Here is an 18131-nt window from a genome sequence, read left to right on the forward strand (position 1 = left end):
TTCTAGGAACAACGCAGGTTGGAGATAGAAAGCCGCAGGTCGACTCCTTGCTCCATCTATCGAATTTCGATAGATTTCCCCTGTTGCTCGATCGAAGGGAGAGGTGATGGGAAAGCTGACCGTGCTCGCCCTGCGCGCCGTGCTCGTGTCGCTGCTCGCCGGTTCGGTGTTCGTGCAGGCGGTGATGGTGCCCCTGCTGGCCATCGACATGAGAGGGCTCGACGCGGAGGTCGCCCATCTGCGCACCCCGGTCCTCGTGATCGTGGTCCTGGGCGTGGTGACGGTCCAGGTGGTGCTGGGCTGCGTGTGGCGTCTGGTGACGATGGTGCGCCGGGGGACCGTGTTCTCCCACGCCGCCTTCCGGTACGTGCACATCGTGATCGGCGCGGTCGTGGCGGCGGCCCTGCTGGTGTTCGCGCTCGGGGTCGTTCTCGCGCCGGGCGAGGCCGTCGCCCCCGGCGTCGTCCTCCTCATCGGCGGCCTCGGACTGGCCGTCCTCGGCGTCGCGCTCGTCGTGCTCGTGCTGCGCATGCTGCTCGCCCAGGCCGTCGCGCGCGACGTGGAGGCCTCGGAGATGCGGGCCGAGCTGGACGAGGTGATCTGATGCCGATCGCCGTCGACATCGACGTGATGCTGGCCAGGCGGAAGATGTCCGTGGGCGAACTCGCCGAACGCGTCGGCATCACCCCCGCCAACCTGGCCGTGCTCAAGAACGGCCGCGCCAAGGCGGTCCGCTTCACCACCCTCGCCGCGCTCTGCGAGGTGCTCGACTGCCAGCCGGGGGACCTCCTGCGCTGGGAGGCCGAGACCGAGAGCGAGGCCGAGACCGGGAACTCGGCCACCACGACGGACCCCGCGGATCCGGTCGAGGCGTGAGGCCGGTCAGGTGTCCGCAGAGGCCGGTCGTACGGCGGTGCCGAGGATATGCGCGGCGGCCGGCGAAGGGATACGGGTCGGGGGGAAGTCGAAGCGGTCGAGGGCGGTGAGGGTGAAACCGGCGGCGGTGATCGCCCGCTGGGTGTCGCGGCCGGTGTGGCAGCCGCCCATGAGGCGGGGCCAGATGGTGGCGTCCAGCACCCGCTGGACCCGCCGCATCGCGGGGGAGTCGGCCCGGACGTGTTCGTAGAAGCGGAGTTGTCCGCCGGGACGGAGTACCCGGTGGAGCTCGGCGAGCGCCGCGCGCGGATCGGCGACGGAGCACAGGGTCAGGCACGCCACGGCCGCGTCGAAGGAGGCGTCCCGGAAAGGGAGGCGTTCGGCGCGGGCGGGCTCGATCTCGACGGGAGCGGGGGCCTGGTGGGCCGCGCGCCGGGCCAGGGCGCGCAGGGTCGGTTCCGGCTCGACGGCGACGATCCGGTCCACCTCCGGCGGGTAGTGCGGGAAGTTCAGGCCGTTCCCCGCGCCGATCTCCACGACCTCGCCCGTCAGGCCGGCCAGGAGCCGTTCGCGGTGCGCGGCGATGCCCGCCCTCTCCAGGGCCGGGCCGGCGAACCCGGCGTAGAAGCGGGCGAAGATCGGGTGGGGCCTCGTGGGTTGCGTCACGGCGACCGGTCCTCTGCGGCGGGGGAACGGAGGGCGGGGGGAGGCGGAGTCCTTGTCCCTGACAGGGGCCCGACCTGGCGCCGAGGGCGATGCCGTGACCCATGGCCGCCACCGTAGGGACGGCGCGACCTCCCGGTCAACGCACCGCGCCCGGGGGCGCTGCCGTCATGGCGCGGCGGTGTCCGCTCCGTCCGCCCGACGCCACTCTTCCTCCCGCGTCGCCCGGCCCCGCCCCGTCAGCGGTCCGCCGGCTCCGCCGCACCGGTCGGGTCCGTGGTGCCGGCCGGATCCGGCGCGGGCAGTTCGCGCCCGAAGGCGAGCAGCAGCAGCTCCTGCGCCGGGCGGGCCACGCGCGAGCCCGCCCCGTACGACCAGTCGAGGTCGGTGGCCCGCAGCTCGACACCGTCGAGCCGCGCCTTGAAGAAGCGCAGCGTCCGCGGTCCCACGGTGTCCAGGACGATGCGCAGGCGGTCCTCCGGTACGCGCCGCCCCAGACCCAGCGCGAGGGTGATGTCCAGTCCGTGGACCACGTCGTGGCCGAGCGCCGCCGCCAGGCCGCCCACCGGCGGCTTCCACGGATGGTCGGCGTTGTCCCGCAGGGCGGCGGCGAGTTCGCGCGGCGTGAGGGCGGCGGCGTCGCGGCGCGCGACACGGTCGGTCATCCGGTGCAGGTTGCCTCCCGCCCGTGCCAGCTCCAGCGCGGTCCTGCCGAACGCGTACCGGAACCCCATGCTCATGTGCGCGGCGACCTCGCGCACCCGCCATCCGCCGCACAGGCTCGGCGCGTCCCACTGCTCCGTGCTCAACCCGTCCAGGACGGCGGCCAGTTCGCGTCGTTCGGCCGCGATCGCGGCCCGGATGTCCACCGCTGAGATGCTCATGATCATCAGCGTCCCGGAGCCCCGGCCAGAAGTCCAAGACACAGTCGTTCTCACCACTAGCATCGCTGCTTATGGAACTCCGCCAGCTGCAGTACTTCCTCGCGGTCGTCGAGAAGGGCAGCTTCACCCGAGCCGCGGCCGGCCTCCATGTCGCCCAACCCGGCGTGAGTGCCCAGATCCGACAGCTGGAGCGGGAGCTCGGACAGCCCCTGCTCGACCGGTCCGGGCGCACGGTCACCCCCACCGAAGTGGGAGAGGCCGTTCTTCCCTACGCCCGGGCGGCGCTCGCCGCAGTCGAGGGGATGCGGCAGACGGTGGAGGAGTACACCGGACTGCTCCGAGGGCATGTCACCCTCGGCCTCGTCTCGGGTGCGGCGACCGACGAGTTCGACCTGGCCGCACTGCTCGCCGACTTCCACAGCGCGCACCCGCGGGTCGAGATATCCCTCACCGAGGACACCTCCGCCCGCATGCTCACCGCCCTGCGGCGCGGTGAGCTCGACCTCGCCATCGTCGGCGTCGCCGAGGACGAACCCCCGCCGGACATCAGCCTCCACGTCCTGATCGACACCCCGCTCGTCGCCGCGATGGCCCCCGACGACCCGCTCCTGCGCCCCACCGGAGACGCCGAGCGTCCCACCACCGAGCGTCCCTCCACCGCGAATCCGCCCGCCGAGCTTCCCCTGTCCGCGCTCGCCGACCGCCCGCTCATCTGCCTCCCGCGCGGTACGGGCATACGCGGCGCGCTCGAACGCGCCTGCAGGCAGGCCGGTTTCGCGCCGCGGATCGCCTTCGAGGCCGCCGCGCCGAACCTGCTGGCGCACCTCGCGGCCCGCGGTCTCGGGGTCGCCGTCCTTCCGGAGATCCCGTCCGAGGCGGCAGCCGCGCTCGGCCTGCGCACCCTCCCTCTGACCGCGCCCGCGCTCCGCGGCCGGATCGCCCTCGCCTGGCCCACGGACGGCCCCACCCGGCCGGCGGCCAAGGCTCTCCTCCTCCGCATGCGGGAGACCCTCGGGCGTCCTGGTTGAGTGTCAGGGCCGTGGACTAGGTTGTCCCAGTCCGGCAGATCACACAGAAGTTCACGCAACAGTTCACGCAACAGTTCACGCAACAGTTCACGCAACAGTTCACGCAACAGTTCACGCAACAGTTCACGCAGAAGTTCACGCAACAGATCACGCAACAGACGGGGCACCGCGCGCCGACCTCCGCGTCCCGCACGTCCCTGCCCTGTTCCGTACTCCTGTACTCCCTATTGGAGCCATCGACGTGACCGTGCGAATAACCCCCCCTCGCCGTACCGCCACCACCCTCCTCCTGGTGTGTGCCGCCCTGGTCGCCACAAGCGCCTGCGGCAACCAGAGGGACGACCGAGGAGAGGGCGGCCGAGCGAAGAGCACCGCCGCCGACGCCCCGCTGAGCGACCGGCTGCCCGCGGACATCCGGTCCGCCGGCGTGATCAGGGTCGGCTCCGACATCGCGTATCCACCGGTCGAGTTCAAGGACGCGTCGGGCCGCACCGTCGGCCTCGACGTGGACATCGCCCGGGCCATGGGCGAGCAGCTCGGCGTGGAACTCCGCTTCGAGAACGGCACGTTCGACACCCTGGTCACCGGCCTGCGCGCCGACCGGTACGACATCATCATGTCGGCCATGAACGACACCAAGGACCGGCAGAACGGTGTCGACCCGGCCACCGGCAAGAAGGTGGGCGAGGGCCTGGACTTCGTCGACTACTTCACCGCCGGGGTCTCGCTCTACGGACGCAGGCAGCACGCGGGGACCGTCAAGGGCTGGGACGACCTGTGCGGGAAGACCGTCGCCGTGCAGCGCGGCGCCGTCGCCCACAACCTGCTCAAGACCGAGGGCACCGAGTGCACCCGCGCCGGAAGGCCCGCGATCGACATCGAGGCCTTCGACACCGACGCCGAGGCCCAGATGCGCGTCCGCAGCAACGGAGCCGACTTCGGCAGCTCCGACTTCCCGGCCGCCGCGTACGCCGTCAAGACCTCGGGCGGCGGCAAGGACCTGGCCCTCATCGGCGAGCAGACGGGCGCACTCCCGTACGGCATCGCCGTCTCGAAGAAGGACACCCGGCTGCGGGACGCGCTCGCCGCGGCGCTCGACGCGATCATCGCCAACGGGAAGTACGGCGAGATCCTGGCCAAGTGGGGCAGTCAGGACGGCGCCGTGACCAGGGCCGTCGTCAACGGCGGTGCCTGATGCGGGCAGCGGATGCCGACATGCGGGCCGTGCCGGTCCGCCACTACGGCCGGTACGCCGCGGCCGTGGTGGTCCTGGCGCTGTTCGGGGCGATCGTCCACGCCTTCGCCCGGGGAGAGGTCACCTGGGGAGCGATCCCGGCCTACCTCTTCGACGACCGCGTCCTGCTGGGCGTGCGCGAGACGCTGACCCTGACCGTCCTCTCCATGCTCATCGGTGTGGCCGGCGGCATCCTGCTGGCGGTGATGCGGCTCTCCAGGAACCCCGTGACCTCGTCCGTCGCCTGGTTCTACATCTGGTTCTTCCGCGGCACGCCCGTGTATGTGCAGCTGCTGGTCTGGTTCAACCTCGGACTCGTCTTCGAGTACGTCAACCTCGGCCCCGTCTACCAGGACGAGTGGTCGGACTTCATGACGCCGTTCCTCACGGCGCTCCTCGGCCTCGGCCTCAACGAGGCCGCCTACATGGCGGAGATCTGCCGGGCCGGTCTGCTGGCGGTCGACGAGGGACAGACCGAGGCCGCGCACGCGCTCGGCATGCGGCACGGCAGGACGCTGCGGCGGATCGTGATTCCCCAGGCCATGCGGGTGATCGTGCCGCCGACGGGCAACGAGGTCATCAACATGCTCAAGACGACCTCGCTGGTGGCGGCCGTGCAGTACTACGAACTCCTGCGGTACGCGCAGGACATCGGCCAGACCTCGGGCGCCCCCGTGGAGATGCTGTTCCTCGCGGCCGCCTGGTACCTGATCCTGACCTCGGTCCTCAGCGTCGGGCAGTACTACCTGGAGCGGTACTACGCCCGCGGCTCGGCCAGGATCCTGCCGCCGACGCCCTGGCAGAAGGTGAGGACGACCCTGTCGACGTTCCGCCGCCCGAAGGTGGGCATGTGAAGGCCGGAGGAGGCACCGTCACGACGGTGCCTCCTCCGGTTCCGTCGCATTCGGCCGACGAGTCTGTCAGGTCCTGTACGCCACCTGTCGTATTCGCGCCAGCCGCCCCCGGCCGGGAATTCCCTTCCCCAGGAAGAACGCCGTGGACAGAGGCGTTCTCGGCCACGCTTCGAGGGTGTGGTTCCGGACGCCTCGGGAAAACGTGACGGTCCGCACGGTGGACCCGCACCTTCACGGTGGTTCTAATGGTCGGGCCCATTCGAACGGACTGTCCGAAAGGGCCACACGGGGGCTTGCGAGGAGGTCGTCGATCGGGAAGGGCGCGCCGCTCCGCGCGGCGCCTTCGGCGTGCCCAAGGGGCATGCCTCGGACGCAACGGATGCCTCGGTGTGACCGCGCCGGGTGATCCGGCCTTCACCTGATCCGTATTCCTTACTCCTTCAACTCTCCCATCTTCAACGAATGGTATCCGGGCCGCACGACTTCCGCCGCGATCCGGCGGAAGCCGAAACTGACGAAGAGGGAAAACGATGACGGACAACAGTCGTACGATCCGGCCACCCCGGAGCGACGACCGGTTCGAGAAGTTTCCGCTGACGGAGATCCAGTACGCCTACTGGGTCGGCCGCGGCTCCAATTTCGTACTCGGCAACGTGGCGCCGCACGCGTACTTCGAGCTCGAAGGGCGACGGCTCGACCCCGAGGTGCTCTCCCACGGCTGGCGGACCCTGATCGAGCGCCACGACATGCTGCGCGCGGTCGTGGACGAGGACGGACAGCAGCGCGTCCTCGCCTCCGTACCGAAGTTCGAGGTCCGATGTACCGACCTCCGGTCGACACCGCCGGACGAGGCCGAACGCGTGCTGACGGACATCCGCGAGGAGATGTCCCACCACGTCTACACCGCCGCCGACTGGCCCCTCTTCGACATCCGCCTCTCCCGGCTGCCCGACCACGACCGGCTGCACGTCAGCCTCGACCTCCTCATGGTCGACCTCGCCAGCCTCACGCTCCTGTTCAGCGAGTGGAGCGCCCTGTGCCAGGACCCCGGCCTCGAACTGCCCCCGGTCGACGTGACCTTCCGCGACTACGCGCTGGCCCTGGAACAGGGCTCCCAGGCACCCCGGCACCAGAAGGCCCTCGACTACTGGACCTCGCGCGCCACCACGCTCGCCCCGCCGCCCGACCTCCCCCTCGCCAAGGCCCCCGTAGCCGTCCACAAGCCGCGCTTCACCCACCGCGAGTACCACCTGCCCGAGCCGGACTGGAAGCGACTCCAGGAGCGCTGCGAGGCCCGCGGCCTCACCCCGACCGCCGTCCTCGCCGCGGTCTTCTCCGAGGTGCTCGCCGTCTGGAGCGGCACCCGGCGCTTCACCCTCAACCTCACCCTCTTCAACCGGCTGCCACTGCTCCTGGACCGCAACGAGGCCGGCAAGCGGGTCGTCCACCCCCACCTGCGCCGCATGGTCGGCGACTTCACCTCCATCTGCCTCCTCGAGATGGACGCCTCGACCGGCCGCACGCTCGGCGAACGCGCCGAGGCCACCCAGACCCAGCTCCAGAAGGACCTGCGCCACCGCCAGGTCAGCGCACTGCAGACGCTGCGCGAACGCCGCCGGCTCGGCCTGCAGAGCGGCTTCGAGACGATGCCCGTCGTCTTCACCAGCGGCCTCGGCACCGCCGCCGACGTCAGCGACGCCATGGGCTACTTCGGTGACATCTCCTACCGCGTCAGCCAGACCCCGCAGGTCTGGCTCGACCACCAGGTCGTCGACTTCACCGGCTCCCTCGACCTGACCTGGGACTGCGTGGAGGAGCTCTTCCCCGAGGGCCTCCTGGACGACATGTTCGCCACCTACTGCGCCACCGTCACCCGGCTCGCCCACGAGGACACCCCCTGGGACGAGGAACTGACCGTCCCCCTCCCCGCGCACCAGCTGTCCGGCCGGGCGCAGGCCAACGCCACCGAGGGCCCGCGCCCCGAGGGCCTGCTGCACGAGCCCTTCCTCGACCGGGCCGCCGCCCACCCCGAGCGGCCCGCCGTCCTGACCGCCGACCGCGAGGTCACCTACGGCGAACTCGCGGCGCGCGCCGAGGCCGTACGGCATCAGGTGCACGACACCATGGGCGCCCGGGAACCGCGCGACCGGCTCGTCGGCATCACCCTCGACAAGGGCCCCGAGCAGGTGGCCGCCGCCTACGGCGTGATGATGGCCGGCGCCGCCTACCTGCCCGTCGGCGCCGCCCTCCCCGCACAGCGCCGCTCCCGGATCCTCGCCGACGGCGAGGCCCCCGCGATCGTCACCGACCGCGCCCTCGACTCCGCCCTGGAGTGGCCCGACGGAGTCCCGCGCCTCCTCGTCGACGACCCCGCCCTCGCCCCCTTCGCCGCCGCGCCCGCCGGCCGCCTGCCCGCCGGTCCCGCCCGGCCGGGCGACCTCGCGTACGTCCTCTACACCTCCGGCTCCACCGGCACGCCCAAGGGCGTCATGATCGAGCACGGCGCCGTCCTCAACACCGTCGCCGACATCAACGAGCGCTTCCGTGTCGGCCCCCAGGACCGCGTCTTCGGCCTCGCCGACCTCGGCTTCGACCTGTCCGTCTACGACCTGTTCGGCACCCTCGCCGTCGGCGCCGCACTCGTCCTGCCCGACCCCGACATGCGCTCCGAACCGGCCCACTGGGCCAAGCTCATGGCCCAGCACGGCGTCACCGTGTGGAACTCCGTACCGGCGCAGATGCAGATGCTCGTCGAGCACGTCGAAGCCGGCGGCGAGCTCCCCGAACGGCTCCGGCTGATCATGCTCAGCGGCGACTGGATCCCCGTCGACCTGCCCCGCCGCATCCACGACCTGTGGCCGGACGCCGAGATCATCAGCCTGGGCGGCGCGACCGAGGCCTCCATCTGGTCCATCCACCACCCCGTCGACGAGGTCCCGCAGGGCGCGAAGAGCGTGCCGTACGGCGTACCGCTGAGCAACCAGACCTTCCATGTCCTCGACGAGCGCATGGAACCCTGCCCCGTGTGGACCGCCGGCCAGCTCCACATCGGCGGCATCGGACTCGCCCGCGGCTACTGGGCCGACCCCGAGCGCACCGCCGACGCCTTCGTCACCCACCCGCGCACCGGCGAACGCCTCTACCGCACCGGCGACTTCGGGCGCTACCGCACCGACGGGACCATCGAGTTCCTCGGCCGCCGCGACGGCCAGGTCAAGATCAACGGCCATCGGGTCGAACTCGGCGAGATCGAGTCGACCCTCTCCCAGCACCCCGGCGTCGACGCCTCGGTCGTCGTCAAGTCCGCCGACGGCGCGGGCGCCGCCCGCCTCCACGGCTATGTGGTGCCCTCGCCCCGCGACGAGACGCTGTTCGTGACCGAGCACGCCGAGCCCGGGACCAGCCGGGACCTGTGGCAGACCCTCGCCGCGACCGCCGGCCGGCCCGGCGCGGGCCCCGCCCCCGACCGGCTGCGCGCCGCCTGGGACGTCCTCGACGAGGTGTACACCCTCGCCACCGCCGCCGCCTTCCGCTCCTTCGGCCTCCCGCACGAGCCGGGCGCCGCCTTCGACCCGGCGGCGCTGCGCGGTGCGGGCGTCGCCCCCCGCTACGAGCGGTGGCTGGCCCGTGCCGTCGCCCGCCTGGAGACCACCGGACACCTGACGACGGGACCCGACGGGACGACCGTCGCCCGCGCACTGCCGAAGGCCCTGCCCGACGAGCTGAAGGCCCGCGCCCGCGAGGTCCTGAGGGACGTCCTCGGCATCGACGAGGACGTCACCGACTGGATGCTCACCCTCGCCGACGGACTCGCCGACGTCCTCACCCAGAGCGTCCACTCCGCCGAGCTGTACGCCTCCGACCGGACCCCCGGCGTCTACGACCGGCTCTTCGGCCCCACCTACGAAGCCGCCGCCGAAGCCGTCCGCGCGCTCGCCGGCCGGTGGCCCGCCGACCGCACCCTCAAGGCCATGGAGGTCGGCGCCGGCTACGGCTCGCTCACCCGGCACCTGCTGCCCCTGCTGCCCGAGGACCGCACCGACTACCTCTTCACCGACATCTCGCGCTACTTCACCGACCGGGCCAGGACCGAGTTCGCCGACCACCCGGCGCTCCGCTACGACCTGTTCGACCTCGACCTGCCGCCCGCCGTCCAGGGCTTCGGCGACCAGGCCGCGGACCTCCTCGTCGCCGCCAGCGTGCTGCACGACATGCGCAGGATCCGCCCCACCCTGCGCAACCTGCGCTCCATGACCGCACCCGGCGGCATCCTGCTCATGGTCGAACAGACCACCTTCCACCCGTGGTTCGACCTCGTCATGGGCCTCCAGCAGGGCTTCGACAACTTCGAGGACACCGACCTGCGCACCGGCCACTGCCTGCTCGGCCGCGAGCAGTGGGCCGCCGAGCTCGCCGCCGCCGGCTTCGCCCGCAGCCAGGTCCTCACCACCACAGGCGGCCCCGCCTCCGTCGGCTTCGACGTGATCGTCGCCCAGGCGCCCGACACCCGCCGCCGCTTCGCCCCCGACGCCCTGCGGGACTTCGCCGCCGCGCGCCTCCCCAAGCACATGGTGCCCGCCCAGATCCTCGCCCTGGAGGAGCTGCCGCTGAACACCACCGGCAAGGTGGACCGCGCGGCCCTCGCCAAGGCGGGCGCGCGCGGAGCGGCCCGCGGCAGGCCGGCCAAGCCGCCGCGCACCGACCGGCAGCGCAAGCTCGCCGAGATCTGGCGCGAGGTCCTGGGCATCAGCCAGGTCGACCTGGACGACGACTTCCTCGACGCGGGCGGCGACTCGCTGCTCGCCGCGCGGCTCGTCGCCCACCTGCAGACCGCGTTCGACGTCGCCGTGCCGGTCGGCACGGTCCTCCAGTACACGACGGTGGAGGCGCTCGACGGCTATCTCGAGCAGCTCCTCGGACCGTCCGAGCTCATGCCCGGGGAGAAGTGATGAACCAGACCCAGCAGACCGACACCGGCCGTACGACACCGCCCGCCGGCACACCCGGAAGCCGCCCCTCCGCCGACGCGATCACGGCCTGGGTCCTCGGCTTCCTCGCCGAGATCCTCGACGTCCCCGCGCGGGACCTCGACCCCGCCACGCCCCTCGACGAGCTCGGCGTCGACTCGGCCACCACGCTCGTCCTGTGCGCCGGCCTCACCGAGGAGTTCGCCCTGCCCGTACGCCCCCGGGACGTGTTCGACCACTTCACGGCCGACGCGCTCGGGCGGCACCTGACGGCACCTCTGCCCGCGGGAGTGTGAGAATCCCCGTGAGCACCTCCACGCCGCCCCGCTGGATCATCGGCGGGGCGCCGCGGCCCGCCGCCCCCAAGCTCTACTGCTTTCCCCACGGGGGCGGCTCCGCCGCCGAGTACCTGCGCTGGGCCCGCGACCTCAGGGCCGGCGAACCGCACGCCGTGCAACTGCCCGGCCGCGGCTCGCGGACCCGCGAGCCCGTGATCACGTCGATGGACGCGCTTCTCGACGCGCTCCTCGAGGGAGTCAGGCCACCGGCCCGGGAACCCTTCGTGTTCTTCGGCCACAGCTTCGGCTCGCTCGTCGCGTTCGAGCTCACCCGCGCGCTGCGCGCCGCCGGCCGCCCACAGCCCGCGCACCTGGTCGTCTCCGGCTTTCCCGCCCCGCACCTGCCGCGTGCCGCGTCGCGCCTGCACCTGCTGGGTGACCGGGCACTGCTCGAAGCCGTCTCCGAACTGCACGGCGGGATCCCGCCCGAGGTCCTGGCCGACGACGACATCGTGACCCTCGCGGCCCGCGCCCTGCGCGCCGACTACCAGATCCTGGAGACCTACGCCCACCGGCCCGAGGCACCCCTGTCCGTCCCCCTCACCGTCCTGGGAGGCACCGAGGACCGGGTCACCGCCGAACAGCTCGACGCCTGGCGGGAGCTGACGGACGCGGAGGTGACGGTACGACACTTCCCCGGGGGCCACTTCTACCTGCGGGACCGGCCGGCCCCCGTCCTGAGGGCGCTCTCCGGCGCCCTCGCCGCGGCGGCCGCGCGGGAGAGGAACGCACGGTGCTGACCTTCGCCGCCGCCTCCCTGGTCCTCATCATGATCCCCGGCCCCGACCAGGCGCTGATCACCCGCAGCGCCCTGGCTGGCGGCCGGCGCGCGGGCCTGCTCACCATGGTGGGCGGCGTCCTCGGCCTCGTCGTGCACGTCGGGGCGGCCGTCCTGGGCATCTCCGCGGTGCTGATCGCCTCGGCGACCGCGTTCACCGTCCTGAAGGTCGTGGGCGCCGTCTACCTCGTGTGGATGGGCATCGCCACTCTCCGAGGCGCCCGCCGCACCTTGCGGGAGAAGCCCGAGGAGTCCGGCGCGGCGGACGACGGGGACGCCGACGGCCGCTATGTGCGCTACGGCTTCCTCTCGAACGCGCTCAACCCGAAGGTCGCCCTGTTCTTCGTGACCTTCCTCCCGCAGTTCCTGCCTCCCGACGGCCGGGTCTTCCCCAGAGCCATGGTCCTGTCCCTGGTGTTCGCCGCGCTGTACCTGCTCTGGTTCAGCCTCTACGTGATCACCGTGGACCGCCTTGGCAGAATCCTGCGCCGCCCCCGGGTCCGCGCCCGCATCGAGCAGGTCACCGGCCTCCTGCTGATCGGCTTCGCGGTCCGCCTCGCCCTGCAGTCGCCGTGACGGGGCGGTGTCCCTGGGCAGCACACCGCACAGGCCGGCGGGCCGGACCCGGCCCGCCGGCCTTGGCTACCGGTCGACTCCTGGAGGATCACCGGCATCAACGAGGCCGAGGCGGCGGCCGTGTTGCCCGCGTGGTCGTACGCGGTCATGGCCCACGCCGTAGCGGTCCCGGCGGCGGCGGTGTGGGCCGCGCCGGTCACGGTGGGCCCGTAGGTCCTGGCCGCCGGTGCGGTCAGCCGCACCTCCTTCAACGCGTGGCCGTCGGCCGCCCTCCAGCAGAGGGTGACCGGGACGGCGGTGGTGGAAGTAGTCGGTGCGCCTGTCGCCCGCCGTGAGGGTGGCCGTGCCCGCCGGGTTCACCCCGTACTGGCCCAGCTTCCAGACGGCGATGCGGGCGACCGAGGTCAGCGCCGCGCGTGAAGGCGCGGCGTCGGTGTAGGTGCCGAGGACGGGCACCCCCGTCGTCTCGGCGTTGAAGCCGTAGGCGTGCGCGCCCTGCACGGGCCGGTCGACACCGCCCTTGCGACCCTCGTACACCGTGCCGCACTTGTCCACGGGGAAGTTGTGGCCGCTGTCCTTCCAGCCGAGCTGCTTGACGTGGTACGCGTAGATGCCGCGGACCACCTGCGGAGCGTCGGCGCACGTGTACGTGTTGGACTCGGCCGTGTGGTGCACGACGACCGCCTTGATCCGGCCGCCGGCAGGTAGCCGCTTTCGCGTGCTCTCTCGGTGAAGCGGCGGTTTCCGTGGCGGGCGGCGCCCGCCGGCCGGTCAGGCGCAGCAGCCCTTGCCCCGCCAGGCGTCGCGGCCCTCCTTGACCGCGATGCCGGAGATGACGAGGGCGGCGATCGGGTCGGCCCAGGACCAGCCGAGGGTGGCGTGGAGGAGCAGGCCGACGAGGAGGACGGCGGAGAGGTACGTGCACAGAAGGGTCTGACGGGAGTCCGCGACCGCGCTCGCGGAGCCGAGCGCACGCCCGGCGCGCCGCTGGGCGAAGGACAGGAAGGGCATCACGACGAGCGACAGGGCGGCGAGCGCGATCCCGACGATCGACCGCTCCGCCTCACCGGAGCCGGTCAGTGCGCGGACGGCGTCGACTGCGACGTACGCGGCGAGCGCGAAGAACGACATCGCGATGATCCGCAGGGCGGTTCGCTCCCGTGCTTCGCGAACGGCGTGGTCGCGGGCGGAGAACTGCCAGGCGACCGCCGCGGCGGAGGACACCTCGACGACCGAGTCCAGGCCGAAGCCGATCAGGGCGCTGGAGGAGGCGAGCGTGCCGGCGGTGAGCGCGACGACCGCCTCGACGACGTTGTAGGCGAGCGTGGCGGCGACCAGGAGGCGTATGCGGCGGGTCAGCGCGTCACGGCGGGCGGGGGAAGGCCCCAGGGTCACGGGTGTCTCCGCGGCCATGGTCAGCAGCATCCCTTCTCGTCGGCGTCCCGGCAGGTGCGGTCGGTCTCTACGGCGACCACGGCGGTGCGCAGCTCGTCCAGCGCGTGCCCCAGACGCACGTCGGCCAACTCGTAGCGGGTACGGCGCCCGTCGGGTACGGCGACGACCAGGCCGCAGTCGCGCAGGCACGCCAGATGGTTCGACAGCCGGGTCCGGGAGACACCGAGGGCGTCCGCGAGGTCGGCGGGATAGGCGGGCTCCTGACGCAGGGTGAGGAGGATCCGGCAGCGGATGGGGTCGGCGAGTGCGCGCCCGAAACGGGCCAGCACCTCGACCTCGGGCGCGAGGGTCAGCATGAAGCGACCGTACATCCAAACCTGAATTCAGGAAATCCTGAACTGTCGGAGAGGGAGGGAGTGGGGGAAGGCACGTCGAAGCCAGGGTGCCCGGGCTACGAGTCGAGCTTGCGCAGGGGCTCGGCCCGGCTGTGGACGCCCAGTTCAATGCGGGCTGCCTCCGGTGGCGTCGTGGAGCGCGTCCGGGTCGTGCGGTCCGCCGACCGGCATGCGGGTGACCGCGGACCGGCTCAGCGGCTCCAGGCCGATGCCCGCCGCACCGCGGAGCGGGACCACCGGCCGTGGCCGCGCGCGGCATCGTCGAGGTGGCCCTCCAGCGCCTCCAGGACGTCCGCCCGTTCCGGCAGGTCCTTGGTCCCGGCGTATCACAGGACGCCACCGACGGCGGTCGTCGGGCCCGGCCCGACCCCCGGCGTCAGGGAACGGTCTCGGCCGACGACTCACCGCGCGGACCGCGCTCACTCGTCGGAGTCGGAGTCGGAGTCGGAGGTGTCTCGCGGGCGAGGACCTTGATGAAGCAGATCAGCGCGAGGGGCGCGGCGTAGCAGCTCGCGCGTTCGATGACCTCGAAGGGCGCCCCGTACGCCCCGCTCGTCACGTACAGCATCTCCGTCGCGATCTTCCAGACGCAGACGAAGAGCAGCAGGCCGATCCCCGGCATGGTGACCAGCACCAGCGCGCCGAGACCGATCTCGAACCAGCCCACGGCCTGCGTGACGGAGGTCAGGCCGATCGACTCGTACTGCTCGGTGAGGTTCCGCTTCTCGACGAACGCGCCGTAGCCGCCGTGTCCGATCAGGAAGGAGGCGATGATCAGCCGGAAGCCCCAGGTGAACCGCTTGGCCCGCCGCCGGGTCAGGCGGGGGAGCCCCCGGATCCGGGCGAGCCACTCGCTCCGCGAGGTCGCGACGCCGTGGAACAGGAGGAGGGCGAGGGGCACGCCGAAGTTGTAGGAGCGTTCGAAGACCTCCCACCACGACTCACCGCTCAACGGCCGCAGCAGGGCCGTGAACAGACCCCAGAACGCCATGTACGCGAGGGGCGCGCGGGTCGGCCGCAGCAGGACGAGGAGCCCGAGCGCGATGTCCACGCTCCCGGTGATCGGCATCATGACCCAGGCCGCCGACGGGGGGATGCCCATGACGGCGTAGTAGCCGAGCCAGGCCTCCTTGCCCATGATGCCGAAGGCGCCGTGCCCGATGAACTCGGCCGCGATGGCGACGCGGAGGAGCCAGTGGATCCTCGATTCGAGGGGAGCCGGACCGAAAGGCCCCACTCGCCGGCCGGTGGCGGTGCCGGTGCCGGTGCTGGTGGCGGCACCGGTGTCGGCCACGGCCGGGTGGGTCCGGCCGTGCCGCCCGACCTGGGCATACGGTGTCTTCACGTTCCCCACCTCGCCCGGAGAGGTATGGGCTTTCCGCCCGTGCGGCTGTCCTGACAAGGCCACGATGCGCCGGGCGTACCCGGGTGCGCATCGGGCAGCGCGCCCCAGGTTCCGAGCACCCCCCACCCAGTTTTCGGGCCGTTTCCCCACCTCGGCGCACCGTCGCGAGCTAACATACGTACATGCATGTACGTAATGATCCGGGCGACGCCGATCCCTCGACCCCGCCCCGTACGAAGGCCGGCCGCCCCGGACAGGCGGAGCGCAGGGCGCGGTCCCGGGGTGCCCTGCTGGAGTCCGCCGCCCGGGGCCTGTCCCGGTACGGCTACGGCAATCTCGTCCTGGAGCAGGTCGCCGCCGACGCGGGCTACACGCGGGGGGCGCTGTACCACCAGTTCAAGGGCAAGCAGGAGCTCACCCTCGCCGCTCTGGACTGGGTCCTCGACACCTGGCAGCGGGAGGTGGGCGTCCTCGTCGAGCGGGAGCCGGAGCCCGTCGCGGCGCTGCTGGCGATGGCGCGCGGGCACGCCGTGTTCTGCCGGCGCGACGTCGCCCGCATGGCGCTCGCCCTGCGGCTGGAGTTCAGCGGACAGGACCATCCCGTGGGGCAGGCGGTGGAGCGGAGCTACGACGCGCTGGTCACCGACTGCGAGCGCCTCGTCGAGTCCGGCCGCGCCACCGGGGCGATCCCGCCCGGCCCGCCGGCCCGCACGCTCGCGCTCGCCTTCGTCGGCGCCCTCGAAGGCGCCGTCGTCTCCCTGGCGGGCCACGCGCCGCACGACGAAGTGCTCGCCGAGCGCGCCGCTGCCGGCGTCCTGGGCATCCGGCCCTCTCCGCGGACGGAGGAACACCGATGAGCATCCCGACCACCTCCCATACGTCCCGCCCCTGGCGCATCCACGACGTGGCCCGGGACTTCCGGGTCGAGGACGTCTGGGCGCTGCCGACGCCCGGCGGCCCCCACGACCTTCCGCGCCTGGTCGAGTGGTTCACCGAGGACGACGGCCCGAACCCGTTCTCCGGCCTCGCCCGCGCCCTGTTCGCGCTCCGCCTGCGCCTGGGAGGACTCCTGGGCTGGGACGGAGAGGGTAGCGGCGTCGGCTCCCGGGTGCCGTCGCTGCGGGACCGGCTGCCCCAGGACCTGCGCGAGGGGCCGCGCGGTCCCGATCTGGCGTCCCTGCCCTTCACCTCCGTCTATCTGACGGACACCGAGTGGGCGGCCGAGAGCGCCAACGGGACCGTCCACACCGTGCTGCACCTCGGCTGGGTCCCGGACGGAACGGGCGCCGGCCACCGCGGCGAGCTGACCGTGCTCGTGAAGCCGAACGGCCTGCTCGGCAGGGCCTACATGGCCGCGATCGTGCCGTTTCGGCGACTGATCGTCTATCCGGCGCTGATGCGCATGATCGGACGGGACTGGCACGCGAAGACGCCGCCGCCCGCCGCCCGCCCCGCAGTCGGGCGTCCCTCCGTCGATCGGGCCGCCGCACTCTTGGAGGTCCGCCGACAACACGCGATCCCGGAGGAGGTCCGCGCACTCGTCGGACCGGACGGGAGCGGCTACGCCGATATGTTCACCCTCAGGCTTCCCCTCACCCCGGACGGGACGCCCGCGTCACCGGAACAGTGGGCCCGCGCACTGTTCGAGGATGTCGCCGGACGCCAGGGCCGGTTCATCTGGCGAGCGCTGCTCGGCCTGCGGCTGCGCCGACGGCCGTCACCGCGGTACGTCGCCGGCTGGCGGATCGCCGAGCACCACCCCGACCGGATCAGGCTCGAAGCCCACTCCTGGATGCTGACCGGCCACCTCGTCGTCCGGATCGACCGCGATCAGGTCGCGCTGGCCACGGCCCTGCGCTACCGCCGACTGCCGGCGGCGTACGTCTGGCCACCGCTGGCGGCCGTCCACCGGCGACTGGCGCCCGGCCTCCTCCGCGACGCCCACCGCATCTGCGTCAATCAAGGTTGACGCAAGCGCGCTCGTCAACGTAAGTTGACGGCATGACCGATGCGACCGATCTCGCCGCGCGGGCGGGCGACCGCGACCCCCGGGTCGGACTCCGGGCCGTTTCCGCCCTGCGGCGGCTGCTGGAACAGCTGGAAGCAGTCCAGGTGCGCAGCGCGCGCGACCAGGGCTGGTCGTGGCAGGAGATCGCGACCGAACTGGGAGTCAGCCGACAGGCCGTCCACAAGAAGTACGGGAGGCAGTGATGTTCGAACGGTTCACGAAAGCCGCACGCTCCGTCGTCAAGGGAGCGGTCGCACACGCGGAGCGCGGCGGTGCGACGGTCGTCACCCGCGAGCACCTGCTGATGGCGCTGCTCGACCAGGAGGACACCCCGGCCGGGGCCGCGCTGCGCCGGCTGTGCCCGCCGGACCGCCGCCCGTCCCTGGTCGCGGCCCTGGGTGACGCACGGCGCCGGGCGGGGCTGACCCGGGCGGACACGGAGGCGCTGGCGGACCTCGGCATCGACGTCGGCGCGATCGTGGCGCGCGTCGAGGAGACCCACGGCGCGGGCGCGCTCGCCGGCGACCGGAGGGGCCGCGGCTGGTGGTCCGGCCGCCGGTCCTTCTCGCGCGAGGCCAAGACCGTCCTGGAGAAGTCCCTCCGGGTCGCGCTCGCCCGCAAGGACCGCGAGATCGGCGACGAACACATCCTCCTGGCCCTCACCACGACCGGCGGCGTCGTCGCGGAGACCCTGGCCGACCACGGCGTGACCTACGCCGCCCTCGACACCGCCCTGTCGACCCCGGCGACTCCCTGACCTCACGCACAAGGGCCACGAGGACGGTGAGGC

General features: G+C 72.4%; 19 protein-coding genes. 13 read left to right on the forward strand and 6 right to left on the reverse strand.

Features of this window, described 5'->3' with window-relative positions:
• The first annotated feature begins 106 nt into the window (after nt 1-106).
• Both ACFY7C_RS20405 and ACFY7C_RS20410 read left to right on the forward strand, forming a co-directional pair.
• Nucleotides 107-604, forward strand: a complete 498-nt coding sequence (locus tag ACFY7C_RS20405; protein ID WP_389652226.1) for a DUF2975 domain-containing protein — start codon at nt 107-109, stop codon at nt 602-604.
• Nucleotides 604-876, forward strand: coding sequence for a helix-turn-helix domain-containing protein (locus ACFY7C_RS20410; protein ID WP_389652228.1), 273 nt, complete (start codon nt 604-606; stop codon nt 874-876). Before ACFY7C_RS20405 ends, ACFY7C_RS20410 begins: the two co-directional genes overlap by 1 nt.
• A 6-nt stretch (nt 877-882) precedes the next feature.
• Here ACFY7C_RS20410 and ACFY7C_RS20415 read toward each other — a convergent pair whose 3' ends face one another.
• Nucleotides 883-1542 carry a class I SAM-dependent methyltransferase gene (locus ACFY7C_RS20415; protein ID WP_389652231.1) on the reverse strand — a complete coding sequence of 220 codons (660 nt, stop codon included), beginning with the start codon at nt 1540-1542 and terminating at the stop codon, nt 883-885.
• Between the two features lie 236 nt (nt 1543-1778).
• On the reverse strand, nt 1779-2423 hold the full coding sequence (locus ACFY7C_RS20420; protein ID WP_389652234.1) for a maleylpyruvate isomerase family mycothiol-dependent enzyme: 645 nt from the start codon (nt 2421-2423) through the stop codon (nt 1779-1781).
• 71 nt (nt 2424-2494) lie between these two features.
• Between ACFY7C_RS20420 and ACFY7C_RS20425 the strand changes: the two genes are divergently transcribed.
• The 7 genes from ACFY7C_RS20425 (at nt 2495) to ACFY7C_RS20455 (ending at nt 12198) form a co-directional block, all read left to right on the forward strand.
• Nucleotides 2495-3451 (forward strand): LysR family transcriptional regulator, encoded by a 957-nt coding sequence (locus ACFY7C_RS20425; RefSeq protein WP_389652237.1) that lies wholly within the window; start codon nt 2495-2497, stop codon nt 3449-3451.
• Between the two features lie 241 nt (nt 3452-3692).
• The gene (locus ACFY7C_RS20430) at nt 3693-4646 is read left to right on the forward strand and encodes an ABC transporter substrate-binding protein (protein ID WP_389652240.1); all 954 of its coding nucleotides are present in this window, start codon (nt 3693-3695) and stop codon (nt 4644-4646) included.
• Complete coding sequence (locus tag ACFY7C_RS20435; protein ID WP_389652243.1) at nt 4646-5539, forward strand: amino acid ABC transporter permease; 894 nt, start codon at nt 4646-4648, stop codon at nt 5537-5539. Before ACFY7C_RS20430 ends, ACFY7C_RS20435 begins: the two co-directional genes overlap by 1 nt.
• Before the next feature lie 530 nt (nt 5540-6069).
• A complete protein-coding gene (locus ACFY7C_RS20440; RefSeq protein ID WP_389652246.1) occupies nt 6070-10488 on the forward strand; it encodes an amino acid adenylation domain-containing protein in 4419 nt (1472 codons plus the stop codon).
• Complete coding sequence (locus ACFY7C_RS20445; RefSeq protein ID WP_389652249.1) at nt 10488-10802, forward strand: acyl carrier protein; 315 nt, start codon at nt 10488-10490, stop codon at nt 10800-10802. The genes ACFY7C_RS20440 and ACFY7C_RS20445 overlap by 1 nt, the downstream gene beginning before the upstream one ends.
• Nucleotides 10803-10810: 8 nt before the next feature.
• Nucleotides 10811-11584 carry a thioesterase II family protein gene (locus ACFY7C_RS20450; RefSeq protein WP_389652252.1) on the forward strand — a complete coding sequence of 258 codons (774 nt, stop codon included), beginning with the start codon at nt 10811-10813 and terminating at the stop codon, nt 11582-11584.
• Nucleotides 11578-12198, forward strand: coding sequence for a LysE family translocator (locus ACFY7C_RS20455; RefSeq protein WP_389652255.1), 621 nt, complete (start codon nt 11578-11580; stop codon nt 12196-12198). The genes ACFY7C_RS20450 and ACFY7C_RS20455 overlap by 7 nt, the downstream gene beginning before the upstream one ends.
• Nucleotides 12199-12264: 66 nt before the next feature.
• On the opposite strand, the gene ACFY7C_RS20460 is transcribed toward ACFY7C_RS20455, so the two are convergent.
• The 4 genes from ACFY7C_RS20460 to ACFY7C_RS20475 form a co-directional block, all read right to left on the reverse strand.
• A complete protein-coding gene (locus ACFY7C_RS20460; RefSeq protein ID WP_389652258.1) occupies nt 12265-12873 on the reverse strand; it encodes an N-acetylmuramoyl-L-alanine amidase in 609 nt (202 codons plus the stop codon).
• Between the two features lie 96 nt (nt 12874-12969).
• Nucleotides 12970-13611 (reverse strand): cation transporter, encoded by a 642-nt coding sequence (locus ACFY7C_RS20465; RefSeq protein WP_389652261.1) that lies wholly within the window; start codon nt 13609-13611, stop codon nt 12970-12972.
• Between the two features lie 2 nt (nt 13612-13613).
• Nucleotides 13614-13949, reverse strand: coding sequence for an ArsR/SmtB family transcription factor (locus ACFY7C_RS20470; protein WP_389652264.1), 336 nt, complete (start codon nt 13947-13949; stop codon nt 13614-13616).
• Between the two features lie 415 nt (nt 13950-14364).
• The gene (locus ACFY7C_RS20475) at nt 14365-15333 is read right to left on the reverse strand and encodes a hypothetical protein (RefSeq protein WP_389652267.1); all 969 of its coding nucleotides are present in this window, start codon (nt 15331-15333) and stop codon (nt 14365-14367) included.
• A 182-nt stretch (nt 15334-15515) separates the two neighbouring features.
• On the opposite strand from ACFY7C_RS20475, the gene ACFY7C_RS20480 reads away from it, so the two are divergent.
• The 4 genes from ACFY7C_RS20480 to ACFY7C_RS20495 are packed head-to-tail and all read left to right on the forward strand — an operon-like array spanning nt 15516 to nt 18098.
• Nucleotides 15516-16190, forward strand: coding sequence for a TetR/AcrR family transcriptional regulator (locus ACFY7C_RS20480; protein ID WP_389652269.1), 675 nt, complete (start codon nt 15516-15518; stop codon nt 16188-16190).
• Nucleotides 16187-17302 carry a DUF2867 domain-containing protein gene (locus ACFY7C_RS20485; RefSeq protein WP_389652272.1) on the forward strand — a complete coding sequence of 372 codons (1116 nt, stop codon included), beginning with the start codon at nt 16187-16189 and terminating at the stop codon, nt 17300-17302. The genes ACFY7C_RS20480 and ACFY7C_RS20485 overlap by 4 nt, the downstream gene beginning before the upstream one ends.
• Nucleotides 17303-17334: 32 nt before the next feature.
• Nucleotides 17335-17544 carry a helix-turn-helix domain-containing protein gene (locus ACFY7C_RS20490; RefSeq protein WP_383865982.1) on the forward strand — a complete coding sequence of 70 codons (210 nt, stop codon included), beginning with the start codon at nt 17335-17337 and terminating at the stop codon, nt 17542-17544.
• Nucleotides 17544-18098, forward strand: a complete 555-nt coding sequence (locus ACFY7C_RS20495) for a Clp protease N-terminal domain-containing protein (protein WP_389652275.1) — start codon at nt 17544-17546, stop codon at nt 18096-18098. The genes ACFY7C_RS20490 and ACFY7C_RS20495 overlap by 1 nt, the downstream gene beginning before the upstream one ends.
• Nucleotides 18099-18131 lie beyond the last annotated feature (33 nt).

The organism is Streptomyces sp. NPDC012769 (assembly GCF_042901205.1).
Classification (GTDB): Bacteria; Actinomycetota; Actinomycetes; order Streptomycetales; family Streptomycetaceae; genus Streptomyces.

What these genes read in the sequence shown, in the direction of transcription:
- ACFY7C_RS20470 (WP_389652264.1), bottom strand. Translation starts at nt 13,949, where the DNA reads ATGCTGACCCTCGCGCCCGAGGTCGAGGTGCTGGCCCGTTTCGGGCGC.
- ACFY7C_RS20445 (WP_389652249.1), top strand. Translation starts at nt 10,488, where the DNA reads ATGAACCAGACCCAGCAGACCGACACCGGCCGTACGACACCGCCCGCC.
- ACFY7C_RS20405 (WP_389652226.1), top strand. Translation starts at nt 107, where the DNA reads ATGGGAAAGCTGACCGTGCTCGCCCTGCGCGCCGTGCTCGTGTCGCTG.
- ACFY7C_RS20480 (WP_389652269.1), top strand. Translation starts at nt 15,516, where the DNA reads ATGCATGTACGTAATGATCCGGGCGACGCCGATCCCTCGACCCCGCCC.
- ACFY7C_RS20485 (WP_389652272.1), top strand. Translation starts at nt 16,187, where the DNA reads ATGAGCATCCCGACCACCTCCCATACGTCCCGCCCCTGGCGCATCCAC.
- ACFY7C_RS20495 (WP_389652275.1), top strand. Translation starts at nt 17,544, where the DNA reads ATGTTCGAACGGTTCACGAAAGCCGCACGCTCCGTCGTCAAGGGAGCG.
- ACFY7C_RS20425 (WP_389652237.1), top strand. Translation starts at nt 2,495, where the DNA reads ATGGAACTCCGCCAGCTGCAGTACTTCCTCGCGGTCGTCGAGAAGGGC.
- ACFY7C_RS20440 (WP_389652246.1), top strand. Translation starts at nt 6,070, where the DNA reads ATGACGGACAACAGTCGTACGATCCGGCCACCCCGGAGCGACGACCGG.
- ACFY7C_RS20435 (WP_389652243.1), top strand. Translation starts at nt 4,646, where the DNA reads ATGCGGGCAGCGGATGCCGACATGCGGGCCGTGCCGGTCCGCCACTAC.
- ACFY7C_RS20465 (WP_389652261.1), bottom strand. Translation starts at nt 13,611, where the DNA reads ATGGCCGCGGAGACACCCGTGACCCTGGGGCCTTCCCCCGCCCGCCGT.
- ACFY7C_RS20490 (WP_383865982.1), top strand. Translation starts at nt 17,335, where the DNA reads ATGACCGATGCGACCGATCTCGCCGCGCGGGCGGGCGACCGCGACCCC.
- ACFY7C_RS20410 (WP_389652228.1), top strand. Translation starts at nt 604, where the DNA reads ATGCCGATCGCCGTCGACATCGACGTGATGCTGGCCAGGCGGAAGATG.
- ACFY7C_RS20420 (WP_389652234.1), bottom strand. Translation starts at nt 2,423, where the DNA reads ATGAGCATCTCAGCGGTGGACATCCGGGCCGCGATCGCGGCCGAACGA.